Consider the following 13559-nt stretch of genomic DNA (forward strand, 5'->3'; position numbering starts at 1 on the left):
TGTCTCAATCCGTTTCCAGCCACTTAGGTGGTGCGCAAGCGGAATACGAGGGAAGACGAACATTTAGCCACTTACCGCCAGAAGCAAGACACCGGCAAGGGCCGATCCGGCGAGCGTCGGCAGCATGCCGATCTTCAGCCGCAGGATGGCGATCATCGCGGCACAGGAAAGCAGCGCCGCCCGCCAGTCGATCGACGAAAGCACCGGTACATTGATGCCGAGGCTTATTGCGTGCACCTCACGGAAAACGACGTGCAAGGCAAACCATAGAGCGAGGTTCATGATGACGCCGACAATTGCGGCGGTGATCGCGCCGAGCGCGGCCGACAGTGCCTTGTTGCCACGCAGCGCCTCGATATAGGGCGCGCCGAGGAATATCCAGAAGAAGCACGGCGTGAACGTCACCCACAGGGTCAGCAGCGCTCCAAGCGATCCAGCAAGCAACGGGTTAAGTGACCCGGAGTGACGGAACGCGGCGATGAAGCCGACGAACTGCAGCACCAGGATGAGCGGACCAGGCGTGGTCTCGGCAAGCCCAAGTCCGTCGACCATTTCACCGGGGGTGAGCCAGCCGAAGGACTGGACAGCTGCCTGCGCGACATAGGCAAGCACCGCGTAGGCGCCGCCGAAGGTGACGACCGCCATCAGGCTGAAGAACCTGCCTATCTCGGTCCACACACTGGCAGAGCCGGTGCACCACCAGATCACGAGAACCGGTCCGAACCAGATCGGCAGCCAGATGGCGACCGTGCGCGGTGCATGCCATCTGGTCGGTTTGACATGGGTCAGCTCGCCGCGCTCGAACATCAGGTCGACTGCTCCCTTGATGTCGGCAACATCGCCCTTGCCATGCGCGGAGCCGGAAAACAGGCCCGGAACAATGCGGTCTCCCAGCCATCCTGTCAGGCCCGCGAGCAGTATGATGAGCGGGAACGGCACATTCAACGCATAGATGGCGATGAAGGCCGCAACCGCGATCGACATCATGACCGGGTTTTTCAGGGCACGCCGTCCGATCCGGATCACCGCCTCGATGACGATGGCAAGCACCGCCGCCTTCACCCCGAAAAACAGCGCCTCGACGAGCGGCATGTCGCCATAGAGCACGTAGAGGCTGCTCAACCCGAGCATGACAAGCGCGCCGGGCACGACAAACAGGATGCCGGCGACGAGGCCACCGATTGTCCTATGCAGCAGCCAGCCGATGTAGATGGCGAGTTGCTGAGCTTCCGGACCAGGCAGCAGCATGCAGTAGTTCAGCGCATGCAGGAAACGCTGTTCCCCGATCCAGCGCCGCTCCTCGACCAATTCCCTGTGCATCAGGGCGATCTGCCCGGCCGGTCCGCCGAAGCTGAGCAATCCGATCTTCGCCCAGACCTTCAAGGCTTCGGCAAAAGTCGGTGCAGCCGGCGCCTCGATGCTCACCACTCTATTCTCCGGGGCAAGAGCGCTCACGACGGTTTGCCCGCGCCGGCAGCGGGCCAGTTGTGCGTTTCCTCGGTGGCGTCGCGACACCAGCGGAAGAAAGCATCGTAGAGCAGCATGCCTGCTTCCAGCTGTTCCAGATCGTCGCGAAACATCCGCGACAGACCAAGCGAGGCTGCCAGAAAGCCGGCCGCCTGGGGAACCAGATCGAGGCTTGCCGTGTCGGCTGCGCGTACGATCAAGGCAAGGCGACGGAGCGCCTTGGAGTCCAGCCCGAACTCCTCGATCATGATGTCGAAGGTGCAGCGTTCGCCGCGATGGCTCCAGAACACAGTGTCGATGTCGAACGGCACCGCCTTGAAGCGGTCAGCCACGGCAGCCACCTCGGCCGCCTCGACAAACAGGAAGACGGCGTCGGGATCGACGAAACGCCGGATCAGCCAGGGGCAAGCGATGCGGTCGACCTTCGGGCGGGACCGCGTCACCCACACCGTGCGGCCTTTTTCGTCGCGCGGCGGTAGCTTTTCGGAGCGGACCAAAAGCTCATTTGCGTCGCGCCAGGCTTCGAAGCCGCCTTCGAGGGATTCAGCGGAAATTCCCTCGTGCCGCAGCCATGCGGCTACGCCTTGCGAGAGTTTCTGACCTTTCTGGCAGCAGACCGAGACTTGCCTGCCGGCAAATTCGGTGGCCCAGGTCGAAACGGTTTTGAAATTGCGTCGGCATGAGGCCGGCAGCAGGCGCGGATCGGCGTCGAAATCCTCATCGATGCGAACATCGATGATCACAGGCGCGCCCGGCAGACCGACCAGGCGGGACAGTTGCGATACGGTGATAGCGGTTGTTGACGGCATGGCGTCCACCTCCTGATAGAGAAGCTTGGACGCGAACGTTGGGCTGACGCCTCACGGGGTCGTCGCGATGCACCCCTTGGTTACGATCGTGGATTTGTTGGGCGCGCTTGTCAAGGATGACAAACGGCGGCTTGATCCGGATCAAGCCGCCGTTTGTCGTTAATGTAAGTACTTGCGCACAGATACTGTCGCCGGATCAATCAAATGATTGTCCCCGGAGCAATCAGTGATTGTCCCTGGGGACGCCGCTGGTGTGCGCGACATCCTGGTATTTTACCGCCGGCTTCAGCACCATGCCCTCGTCGAACTGGTCGACCATGCCGCGCTGGATCTCCTGCCATGGCGTCTGGTGCTTGGGATAGTGGTAGCCACCATTGTTCTGCAACTCGGCGCGGCGCCGTGCGATTTCGTCGTCCGATACGAGAATGTTGGCGGTAGCCTTGTTCAGATCGATGCGAACACGGTCACCGGTCTTGAGCAGCGCCAGACCTCCGCCGATCGCGGCTTCAGGCGAGGCGTTGAGGATCGACGGCGAACCCGACGTACCCGACTGGCGGCCGTCGCCGATGCAAGCGAGCGCATGGATGCCCTTCTTGATGAGATAGGCAGGCGGCTGCATGTTGACGACCTCGGCACCGCCGGGATAGCCGACCGGACCGGCGCCGCGCATGAACAGGATGGTGTGCTCGTCGATGCCTTGCGCCGGATCGTCGATGCGGGCGTGATAGTCCTCGGGCCCGTCGAAGACCATGGCGTTGCCTTCGAAGGCTTCCGGATCCTTCGGGTTGGACAGGTAGCGCTCGCGAAATTCCGGCGAGATGCCGCTGGTCTTCATGATTGCTGAATCGAACAGATTGCCGCTGAGGTTGATGAAGCCGGCATTGGCTTTCAGCGGCGCGGCAACTGTACGGATGACGTCGGTGTTTTCATTGGCGACACCCTTGCAATTGTCGCCGATCGACTTGCCGTTGACGGTCAGGGCATCGGGATGCGGCAACAGCCCGCCCTTCAACAGTTCGGCGACCACGGCCGGCACGCCGCCGGCATGATGGTAGTCTTCGCCCAGATATTCGCCCGTCGGCTGCAAATTGACGATGAGCGGCACCTTGAGGCCGATCTCCTGCCAGTCGTCATTGGTAAGCGGCACGCCAAGATGGCGGGCGATGGCGTTGAGATGGATCGGCGCATTGGTGGAGCCGCCGATGGCCGAATTGACGACGATGGCGTTCTCGAAAGCCTTGCGCGTCATGATGTCGGACGGCTTGAGGTCCTCGTGCACCATCTCGACGATGCGCTTGCCCGTCTCGTAGGAAATCTGTCCGCGCTCGCGATAGGGCGCGGGGATTGCGGCCGAGCCCGGCAGCTGCATGCCGAGTGCCTCGGCCAGCGAATTCATCGTGGTGGCCGTGCCCATGGTGTTGCAATAGCCGGTGGACGGCGCCGAGGAAGCGACGATGTCCATGAACTCGTCATAGCCGATCTCGCCGGCCGACAGGCGCTGGCGCGATTCCCAGACGATGGTGCCGGACCCGGTGCGCTTGCCCTTGTGCCAGCCATTGAGCATCGGGCCGACCGACAGCGCGATGGCCGGGATGTTGACGGTGGCCGCCGCCATAAGCAGCGCCGGCGTGGTCTTGTCGCAGCCGATGGTCAGCACGACGCCGTCGAGCGGATAGCCGTAGAGCACTTCGACCAGGCTGAGATAGGCGAGGTTGCGGTCGAGTGCGGCGGTCGGGCGCTTGCCGGTCTCCTGGATCGGATGGCAAGGGAATTCGAAGGGGATGCCGCCCATCGAGACGATGCCCTCGCGCACGCGCTTGGCGAGCTCGATATGGTGCCGATTGCAAGGCGACAGGTCCGAGCCGGTCTGGGCGATGCCGATCAGCGGCTTGCCCGACATCAGTTCGGCGCGCGTCAGTCCGTAGTTCAGGTAACGCTCCAGATAGAGCGCCGTCATTCCCGGATTGTCGGGGTTGTCGAACCACTCCTGCGAGCGAAATTTCTTCTTTCTGGTGGGGGCGCCTGCCATCACGGTCTCCGTATTTGTATGACAAATCGATATGACAACACGTCAATGCAAGCAAGGGGACGCGTGATCTGAATCGGGACTTTGGTGCGATAGACACGCACCCAGCCGTGCGTTAGGCCTTTGAAGTCTTGTGCGGGAGGTTTTCATGGCTTTAGTGATCGAAGGCGAGGAGCGCATTGCCGCACCCCTGCAAAAAGTGTGGGAGGCCCTGAACGACCCCGAGGTTTTGAAGGCGACGATTCCCGGTTGCCAGAGCCTGGAGATGAAGTCGCCGACCGAGATGGCGGCGACCGTGGTGGTGAAGATCGGGCCGATCAAGGCGACCTTCAACGGCGAAGTGACGCTGAAAAACCTCAAGCCGCCGCATTCCTACACCATCCAGGGCGAAGGCAAGGGCGGCATCGCCGGCTTTGCCAAGGGCGGCGCTGACGTGACGCTGACCGAGGATGGATCGGATGCCACGATCTTGAAATATGCAGCCAAGGCCGAAGTTGGCGGCAAGATCGCTCAGCTTGGCAGCCGGCTGATCGAATCGACCTCGAAGAAACTGGCGGGTCAGTTCTTTTCGAGTTTTGGCGAAAAGGTCGGCGGCTGACCTTCTCTTCTCAGGCGCTCACTCGAAGACGATGCTCGGCACCGCCGCTTCGGCCGCGCCGCGTTCCTCGTTGACCCGGTCCCAGACCTTCGAGGCAATGTCGCGATAGATTTTGGCTTCAGGGCTATCGGGCTTCGACGCCACCACCGGTGCACCGGCATCCGAGCTTTCGCGGATGCCCATTTCCAGCGGCACTTCGCCGAGGAAAGTGACGCCGAGGCGCTCAGCTTCGCGGCGGGCGCCGCCATGGCCGAAAATGTCGTAGCGCTTGCCCGTATCCGGGGCGATGAAATAGCTCATGTTCTCGACGATGCCGAGCAGCGGAACGTCGACTTTCTTGAACATATTCAATCCCTTGCGGGCATCGATCAGTGCCAGGTCCTGCGGCGTCGAGACGATGACGGCGCCGGCCAGCGGCACCTGCTGCGCCATGGTCAGCTGCGCATCGCCGGTGCCGGGCGGCATGTCGACAACGAGCACGTCGAGCCGGCCCCACTCGACTTCGCGCAGCATCTGCGTCAGCGCCGACATCACCATCGGGCCGCGCCAGATCATCGGCGTCTCCTCATCGACGAGGAAGCCCATCGACATCACCTTGAGGCCGTAATTCTCCATCGGTTTCAGGATCTTGCCGTCAACCGTCTGCGGCCGGCCATGAATGTTGAGCAGCTTGGGCATGGACGGGCCGTAGATGTCCGCATCAAGCACGCCGACCCTGAGGCCGTTGGCGGCGAGGCCAAGCGCGATGTTAACGGCGGTGGTCGACTTGCCAACGCCGCCCTTGCCCGAGGCGACTGCGATGATTGCCTCGATACCGGGCACGCCACGCTTGCCTGAACTCTGCGAGGCCGGCGCGCGCGGAGCTGCGGACGGAGCCGGCGGTGCTGGCCTGGGCGCAGGCCGCGATGGAACCGGCGCTTCCATGCCGCCGCCCTTCTTTTCGGCCGTCAGCGCGACGACCGCGCCGGCAACGCCGGGAATGGCCTTCACCACGCGCTCGGCGGCGGCGCGCAACGGCTCCATCTCCTGGGCACGGGCGGCGGGAACGGTGATCGAGAAGAACACTTTGCCGTCTGCGATGAAAATCTCCGAAACCATGCCGAGGTCGACGATGTTGCCGGTGAAGTCCGGCCCATTGACCGTCTTCAGACGCTCGGTGACTATTTCCTTGGTAACGGGCATGACGGCATTTCCTCAGACAGTGGCTAACCCAGGACGGCGGCTGGCCTGAGATAATGCAGTTCATCGCCAACACCAAGCGGCGCGGACGAGATCGAATGATGCTGGTTCAATCGAAAGCGAGTTCCAGACGTCTTTCGGCCTGGGCGACGACCCGGCATTTCGCCTCGAACCGATCCGCCCTGATGGCCAGAACGAACTGGCCGGGAATGCCGGCGATGTTCGAAACGTCGATGGTGGCGCCATCCTCGCCGAGGCTGCGAACTGTGCAGTCGATGGTCGACATGCGTTTGTTGAAAACGATCTGGCCGGCCTTCAGCACCCTGCGCCGCGGCCGCGCCTGATCGCTCTCCGAGGAATTCCACGCCGTGGCCCGGTTACGTCCGGCGTGTTTCGAGCGATACATGGCCGCGTCAGCGCGTTCGATCAGCTCCTGCAAATTGCCGGTCGAGGGATCGAACGCGGCCACGCCGAAGCTCGCGGTGACCCGTATTTCATCCGTATCGTGCGCGAGCCGCATGGCCTCGATGGTGCCGCGCAGCCGCTCTGCGGATTCAAGTGCGCCGTTGCGGCCGGCGTAGAGAAGCACCGCGAATTCCTCGCCGCCGACGCGTCCGAATATGTCGACGTCCCGCAAGGTGGCGCTGCATTGCCGGGCCACACCCGTCAGAACCTTGTCGCCCGCGGCATGGCCGAAATTGTCGTTGACCGATTTGAAATGGTCGACATCGAAGACAATGCAGGAGAAGTCGAAGCGCTGCCGCTGCGCAAGCGCAAAGGCCCTGCCGCCCTGATCGATGAACGCGCGCCGCGACAGCACGCCAGTCAGCGCATCGCTGGAGGCATGCTGGCGCAGTTCCAGCTCGTCCATGGCAAGATCGGCAAAATCCTGGAGGATTGCGATGTCGCGGTCGCCAAATTCCCTCGGCGCGTAGCCGATCGCGCAGACGCTGCCTATGTTGTGGCCGTCACGGCTGCGCATGGGCACGCCTGCGTAGAAGCGAATATGCGGATCGTTCGTGACGAGGGGATTGCCGGCGAAACGTGCATCCTTCGTCGCGTCGGCGACAATCAGGGGCTCGTCTTGAAGGATGGTGTACTGGCAGAATGTGTCGTTGCGTGCGACTTCATTTGTCGTCAGGCCCTCGCAGGCCTTGTACCATTGGCGGTGCCCGTCAATGACCGAGACGATGGCGATCGGGACATCGAAGACAGTCTTGATCAATCGCGTAATGCGGTCGAACGACGCTTCGCGCGGCGTGTCCAGAATATCGAAACGCTCGACAGCCCGAAGCCGCGCCGCTTCGCGCAGATCGGCGGCGGAAGGCGCTTGTATTTCCGGCGGATGCTCCTGGAGCATACGAACCAACCTATCTTCGGCGCCCCCTGCCGCGGTGCCCCGCATCGACCATGATGGCAAGCCAAATATTATCAATTGGTTATTGGCTGTTGCCACTATCGGCTGCCTCATCCACGATGATTAACGAGCGGCTGTGCGCAGGCACGCGGAAAGGGCTCGCGGCATGATCGACAAACTCGAATTCTTCATCGCGCTGGCCAAGGAAGAACATTTCGGCCGGGCGGCGGAAGCGTGCGGGGTCACCCAACCTACATTGTCCGCCGGCATCAAGCAGTTGGAGGGTCAGCTCGGCGTCATGCTGGTCAATCGCGGGTCGCGGTTCCAGGGGCTGACGCCGGAGGGCAAGCAGGTGCTGGTCTGGGCGCGCCGCATCGTCGGCGATACCAGGACCATGCGCGAAGAGATGCGGGCAGCGCGCCACGGCCTTTCCGGCCGCATCCGCATAGCCGCCATCCCGACAGCGCTGGCCATGGTGGCGCGGCTGACGACGCCGTTTCGCGAAAAGCATCCGGGCGTCACCTTCTCGGTGCTTTCGCGCACCTCGATCGAGGTCTTGTCGCTGCTCGGCAATTTCGACATCGACGCCGGCATCACCTATCTCGACAATGAGCCGCTTGGGCGGGTGACCAGCGTGCCGCTCTACGACGAGCGCTATCAATTGATCACCGCCATCGGCAACCCCTATTCCGACCGCGACAAAGTGACATGGGCCGAGATCAGCCAGTTGCCGCTCTGCCTGCTGACGCCCGACATGCAGAACCGCCGCCTTATCGACCAGCATCTGGCCGAGGCCGGCGTGCAGGTGCGGCCGACGCTCGAATCCAACTCGATGATCGTGCTGTTCTCGCACATCCAGACCGGCAAATGGTCGTCGATCATGCCGCTCAACCTCGCGGAAACATTCGGCTTTTCCGAGCCGATTCGGGCCATTCCGATCGTCGAGCCCGACGCCAGCCACACGGTTGGGCTGGTGGCCACACCGCGCGAACCGCATACGCCGCTGGTGCAGGCGCTGCTGGACGAGGCAATGGCGCTGGCAGACGATTTCCGCACCCATCGCTAGGCTAGAGACTGGTGGCTGGACGTGTTTGATAGAGAATTTCTATCAAGCGACGGATCAGCTTTATTGATTTCGCGGGTTTCCTCTGTTTTTGTAACGACTTAGCGCTAGAACGCTACCGACCAGGGAGGGCGCTGCATGACGATGCAGCCTGCAAGTACCGAGATCGCATCGCGCACGGCCGCGATCATCCACGAGCTGAAAGGCCTCGAAGGTCCGCTGCTGCCTATCCTCCACGGCATCCAGGAAGAGTTCGGCCATGTGCCGCAGGCATCGCTCCCGGTTATCGCCGAAGCGCTGAATATCTCGAATGCCGAAGTCCACGGCGTCGTCACCTTCTACCATGATTATCGCAGCCATCCGGCCGGCCGGCATGTGCTCAAGGTCTGCCAGGCAGAGGCCTGCCAGTCGATGGGTTCGGATGCCGTCGCCGCCAAGTTCAAGCAGCTGCTTGGCATCGGTTTCCATGAAACAACCCGCGACGGCTCGGTGACCCTGGAGCCTGTCTATTGCCTGGGCCTGTGCGCCTGCGCGCCCTCGGCGATGCTGGACGGCGCGGTCATCGGACGGCTCGACGACGAGAAGATCGAAGAGATCGTGGCGGAGGCGCGCTCATGATCCCGCGCATCTACATTCCCGGCGATTCCGGCGCGCTGGCGCTGGGTGCGGAAAAGGTCGCCAAAGCGATCGCAAGTGAACTCGCCGAGCGTGGCATCGAGGCCAAGATAGTGCGCAATGGTTCGCGCGGCGCCTATTTCCTAGAACCGATGGTCGAAGTGGCGACCGAAAAGGGCCGCGTCGCCTACGGGCCGGTGAAACCCTCCGACGTCAAGAGCCTGTTCGACTCAGGCTTCCTCACGGGCGGCCATCACAAGCGCTGGCTGGGTGCGCCCGACAAGATCCCGTTCCTCGCCAAGCAGACGCGGCTGACCTTCGCCCGCTGCGGCATCAACGACCCGCTGTCGCTCGACGCCTACAAGGCGCTCGGCGGGCTGAAGGGCCTGCAGAACGCGGTTGCCATGGCGCCAGCCGACATCGTCAAGCAGGTGACCGAGTCCGGCCTGCGCGGCCGCGGCGGCGCCGGCTTCCCGACCGGCATCAAGTGGAAGACGGTGCTGGATACGACATCCGACCGCAAATACATCGTCTGCAACGCCGATGAAGGCGACAGCGCCACTTTCGCCGACCGCATGATCATGGAAGGCGACCCCTTCGTGCTGATTGAGGGCATGGCGATCGCCGGCGTCGCAACTGGCGCCACCAAGGGCTTTGTCTATATCCGCTCGGAGTATCCGCATGCGGTGGCCATGATGAACAAGGCTGTCGAGGTCGCCCGCAAAGCCGGCGTGCTCGGCGTCAATGTGCTGGGTTCGCCCAATGCCTTCGACATGGAAATCCGCGTCGGCGCCGGCGCCTATGTCTGCGGCGAGGAAACATCGCTCTTGAACAGCCTGGAAGGCAAGCGCGGCGTGGTGCGCGCCAAGCCGCCGCTGCCGGCCATCCAGGGCCTGTTCGGCAAGCCGACGGTGATCAACAACGTCATCAGCCTGGCCTCCGTGCCCATCATCATGGACAAGGGTGCCGCCTTCTACAAGGATTTCGGCATGGGCCGCTCGCGCGGCACGATCCCGATCCAGATCGCCGGCAACGTCAAGTTCGGCGGCCTGTTCGAAGCGGCCTTCGGCATGACGCTGGGCGAAATCGTCGATGATATCGGCGGCGGCACGGCAACCGGCCGGCCGGTGAAGGCCGTTCAGGTCGGCGGGCCGCTCGGCGCCTATTTCCCGCGCAGCCTGTTCAACACGCCGTTCGACTATGAAGCCTTCGCCGCCAAGGACGGGTTGATCGGCCATGCCGGCATCACCGTGTTCGACGACACCGCCGACATGCTGAAGCAGGCGCGCTTTGCCATGGAATTCTGCGCCATCGAGAGCTGCGGCAAGTGCACGCCCTGCCGCATCGGCTCGACGCGCGGCGTCGAGACGATCGACAAGATCGCCGGCGGCATCGAGCCGGAAAAGAACATCGCGCTGGTCACGGACCTCTGCAACACGATGAAATTCGGTTCGCTCTGTGCGCTGGGTGGCTTCACGCCCTACCCGGTGATGAGCGCGCTCAACCATTTCCGCGATGATTTCAAGCCGGCGCCCGTCGCCGAAGCAGCAGAATAGGAACCACACCATGGGTCTCATTCAAGAAATCGACTTCGGCACGCCGGCCTCGACCTCGCAGAAGCAGGTGACGCTGACCGTCGACGGCTTCACCGTCACCGTGCCGGAAGGCACCTCGATCATGCGCGCCTCGATGGAGGCCGGCATCGCCATTCCGAAGCTTTGCGCCACCGACATGGTCGACGCCTTCGGCTCCTGCCGGCTCTGCCTGGTCGAGATCGACGGCCGCAACGGCACCCCCTCCTCCTGCACGACGCCGGTGGCGCCTGGCATGGTGGTGCACACCCAGACCGGCCGGCTGAAGGACATCCGCCGCGGCGTGATGGAGCTCTACATCTCCGACCACCCGCTCGACTGCCTGACCTGTGCCGCCAATGGCGACTGCGAGTTGCAGACGCAGGCCGGCGTCGTCGGCCTGCGCGACGTGCGCTACGGCTATGAGGGCGACAATCACGTCTTCAAGAAGAATGACGGCGCTGAAAACTTCAAACGGATGGCGAAAGACGAGTCCAACCCGTACTTCACCTATGACCCGACGAAATGCATCGTCTGCTCGCGCTGCGTGCGCGCCTGCGAAGAGGTGCAAGGCACCTTCGCGCTGACCATCGAGGGCCGTGGTTTCGGCAGCCGCGTGTCGCCCGGCATGCACCAGTTGTTCATCGACTCGGAATGCGTCTCCTGCGGCGCCTGCGTGCAGGCCTGCCCGACGGCGACACTGTCGGAAAAGTCGGTCATCCAGATCGGCCAGCCCGAGCATTCGATGGTCACCACCTGCGCCTATTGCGGCGTCGGCTGCCAGTTCAAGGCCGAGATGCGCGGCGACGAGCTGGTGCGCATGGTGCCCTACAAGGACGGCAAGGCCAATCGCGGCCATAGCTGCGTCAAGGGCCGTTTCGCCTACGGCTATTCGACTCACAAGGACCGCATCCTCAACCCGATGATCCGCGAGAAGATCACCGATCCCTGGCGCGAAGTGTCATGGGAAGAGGCGCTGACCTACACCGCAAACGAATTCCGCCGCATCCAGTACCAGTATGGCCGCACGTCGATCGGCGGCATCACTTCGTCGCGCTGCACGAATGAGGAAACCTATCTGGTGCAGAAGCTGATCCGCCAGGGCTTCCGCAACAACAATGTCGATACCTGCGCCCGGGTCTGCCATTCGCCGACCGGCTACGGCCTCGGCCAGACCTTCGGCACCTCGGCCGGCACGCAGGATTTCGATTCGGTCGAGCACACCGATGTGGTGATGGTCATCGGCGCCAATCCGGCGGCGGCCCACCCGGTGTTCGCCTCGCGGCTGAAGAAGCGGCTGCGCAAGGGCGCCAAGCTGATCGTGCTCGATCCGCGCCGCACCGAGATGGTCAAGTCGGCGCATATCGAGGCGGAGTATCACCTGCCGCTGAAGCCCGGCACCAATGTCGCCGTTGTCACCTCGCTGGCGCATGTCATCGTCACCGAAGGCCTGTTCGACGAGAAGTTTATCCGCGAACGCTGCGACTGGGATGAGTTCCAGGACTGGGCCTCGTTCGTGGCGCTGCCGGAAAACAGCCCCGAAGTCGTCGGCAAGCTCGCCAATGTCGACCCGGAACTGATCCGTGGCGCAGCGCGGCTCTACGCCCGTGGCGGCAATGGCTCGATCTATTACGGCCTCGGCGTCACCGAGCACAGCCAGGGTTCGACCACCGTCATCGCCATCGCGAACCTTGCCATGGCGACCGGCAATATCGGTCGCCCTGGCGTCGGCGTGAACCCGCTACGCGGCCAGAACAATGTGCAGGGCTCCTGCGATATGGGCTCTTTCCCGCATGAATTGCCGGGCTATCGCCACGTTTCGGGCGACGCGGTGCGCGACATCTATGAGACCTTGTGGGGCGTCAAGATCGACGACGAGCCGGGCCTTCGCATTCCCAACATGCTGGATGCCGCCGTCGATGGCTCCTTCAAAGGCCTCTATGTGCAGGGCGAGGACATCTTGCAGTCGGACCCCGACACCAAGCATGTCGCCGCCGGCCTTGCCGCGATGGAATGCGTCGTCGTGCACGATCTCTTCCTCAACGAGACCGCCAATTACGCGCATGTCTTCCTGCCGGGCTCGACCTTCCTCGAGAAGGACGGCACCTTCACCAATGCCGAACGCCGCATCAACCGCGTGCGCAAGGTGATGGCGCCGAAGAACGGCCTGGCCGACTGGGAAGTGACGCAGAAGCTCGCCCAGACGATGGGGCTGAACTGGAACTACCAGCATCCGTCGGAAATCATGGACGAGATCGCCATGACGACGCCGAGCTTCGCCAAGGTTTCCTACGATTATCTGGAGAAAATGGGCTCGGTGCAGTGGCCCTGCAACGACAAGGCGCCGGAAGGCACGCCAATCGTCCATGTCGACGGCTTCGTGCGCGGCAAGGGCAAGTTCATCCGCACCGAATATGTGGCGACGGACGAGAAGACCGGACCGCGCTTCCCGCTGCTTTTGACCACCGGCCGTATCCTAAGCCAGTACAATGTCGGCGCGCAGACACGGCGCACCGACAACGTCATGTGGCACTCGGAAGACCGGCTGGAGATCCATCCGCACGACGCCGAGAATCGCGGCCTGCGCGATGGCGACTGGGTGCGGCTGACCAGCCGCTCGGGCGAGACGACGCTGCGGGCGCTGATCACCGACAAGGTGTCGCCGGGCGTGGTCTATACGACCTTCCACCATCCGGACACGCAGGCCAACGTCATCACCACCGACTTCTCCGACTGGGCAACCAACTGTCCGGAATACAAGGTCACGGCCGTGCAGGTCGGCGCCTCGAACGGCCCGTCGGACTGGCAGCGCGACTATAATGAGCAGGCCGAGCAGAGCCGCCGCATCGCGACGTTGCAGGCAGCGGAGTAGTC

10 protein-coding genes are annotated in these 13559 nt (G+C 63.1%); 5 read left to right on the forward strand and 5 right to left on the reverse strand.

Annotated features, from left to right (window positions below; genetic code table 11):
- Positions 1–63: 63 nt before the first annotated feature.
- From chrA to EB235_RS00675, 3 genes are all read right to left on the reverse strand, one after another.
- On the reverse strand, positions 64–1455 hold the full coding sequence (chrA, locus tag EB235_RS00665) for a chromate efflux transporter (protein ID WP_027032878.1): 1392 nt from the start codon (positions 1453–1455) through the stop codon (positions 64–66).
- Entirely contained in the window at positions 1452–2276 is an 825-nt protein-coding gene (locus tag EB235_RS00670) for a chromate resistance protein ChrB domain-containing protein (protein WP_027032877.1), read from the reverse strand. Before EB235_RS00670 ends, chrA begins: the two co-directional genes overlap by 4 nt.
- A 223-nt stretch (positions 2277–2499) precedes the next feature.
- Entirely contained in the window at positions 2500–4305 is a 1806-nt protein-coding gene (locus tag EB235_RS00675; protein WP_027032876.1) for an IlvD/Edd family dehydratase, read from the reverse strand.
- 145 nt (positions 4306–4450) lie between these two features.
- On the opposite strand from EB235_RS00675, the gene EB235_RS00680 reads away from it, so the two are divergent.
- Positions 4451–4900, forward strand: coding sequence for an SRPBCC family protein (locus EB235_RS00680; protein WP_027032875.1), 450 nt, complete (start codon positions 4451–4453; stop codon positions 4898–4900).
- Between the two features lie 18 nt (positions 4901–4918).
- Here the strand turns inward: EB235_RS00680 and EB235_RS00685 are convergent, their stop codons facing one another.
- The gene (locus EB235_RS00685) at positions 4919–6082 is read right to left on the reverse strand and encodes an Mrp/NBP35 family ATP-binding protein (protein ID WP_027032874.1); all 1164 of its coding nucleotides are present in this window, start codon (positions 6080–6082) and stop codon (positions 4919–4921) included.
- 106 nt (positions 6083–6188) lie between these two features.
- Entirely contained in the window at positions 6189–7439 is a 1251-nt protein-coding gene (locus EB235_RS00690) for a sensor domain-containing diguanylate cyclase (RefSeq protein ID WP_032925849.1), read from the reverse strand.
- Positions 7440–7602: 163 nt separating this feature from the next.
- On the opposite strand from EB235_RS00690, the gene EB235_RS00695 reads away from it, so the two are divergent.
- From EB235_RS00695 to fdhF, 4 genes are all read left to right on the forward strand, one after another.
- Positions 7603–8502 (forward strand): LysR family transcriptional regulator, encoded by a 900-nt coding sequence (locus tag EB235_RS00695; RefSeq protein WP_027032872.1) that lies wholly within the window; start codon positions 7603–7605, stop codon positions 8500–8502.
- A 135-nt stretch (positions 8503–8637) separates the two neighbouring features.
- Positions 8638–9117, forward strand: a complete 480-nt coding sequence (locus EB235_RS00700) for a formate dehydrogenase subunit gamma (protein ID WP_027032871.1) — start codon at positions 8638–8640, stop codon at positions 9115–9117.
- Entirely contained in the window at positions 9114–10670 is a 1557-nt protein-coding gene (locus EB235_RS00705) for a formate dehydrogenase beta subunit (RefSeq protein WP_027032870.1), read from the forward strand. Before EB235_RS00700 ends, EB235_RS00705 begins: the two co-directional genes overlap by 4 nt.
- Before the next feature lie 10 nt (positions 10671–10680).
- On the forward strand, positions 10681–13557 hold the full coding sequence (gene fdhF / locus EB235_RS00710; RefSeq protein WP_027032869.1) for a formate dehydrogenase subunit alpha: 2877 nt from the start codon (positions 10681–10683) through the stop codon (positions 13555–13557).
- Positions 13558–13559 lie beyond the last annotated feature (2 nt).

This window comes from Mesorhizobium loti R88b (assembly GCF_013170845.1).
GTDB classification, from domain to species: domain Bacteria; phylum Pseudomonadota; class Alphaproteobacteria; order Rhizobiales; family Rhizobiaceae; genus Mesorhizobium; species Mesorhizobium loti_B.

Bases quoted from the DNA above. Each gene is read 5' to 3' on its own strand.
- EB235_RS00675 (WP_027032876.1), bottom strand. From the start codon at position 4,305: ATGGCAGGCGCCCCCACCAGAAAGAAGAAATTTCGCTCGCAGGAGTGG.
- EB235_RS00670 (WP_027032877.1), bottom strand. From the start codon at position 2,276: ATGCCGTCAACAACCGCTATCACCGTATCGCAACTGTCCCGCCTGGTC.
- EB235_RS00705 (WP_027032870.1), top strand. From the start codon at position 9,114: ATGATCCCGCGCATCTACATTCCCGGCGATTCCGGCGCGCTGGCGCTG.
- fdhF (WP_027032869.1), top strand. From the start codon at position 10,681: ATGGGTCTCATTCAAGAAATCGACTTCGGCACGCCGGCCTCGACCTCG.
- EB235_RS00700 (WP_027032871.1), top strand. From the start codon at position 8,638: ATGACGATGCAGCCTGCAAGTACCGAGATCGCATCGCGCACGGCCGCG.
- EB235_RS00680 (WP_027032875.1), top strand. From the start codon at position 4,451: ATGGCTTTAGTGATCGAAGGCGAGGAGCGCATTGCCGCACCCCTGCAA.
- EB235_RS00685 (WP_027032874.1), bottom strand. From the start codon at position 6,082: ATGCCCGTTACCAAGGAAATAGTCACCGAGCGTCTGAAGACGGTCAAT.
- EB235_RS00695 (WP_027032872.1), top strand. From the start codon at position 7,603: ATGATCGACAAACTCGAATTCTTCATCGCGCTGGCCAAGGAAGAACAT.
- EB235_RS00690 (WP_032925849.1), bottom strand. From the start codon at position 7,439: ATGCTCCAGGAGCATCCGCCGGAAATACAAGCGCCTTCCGCCGCCGAT.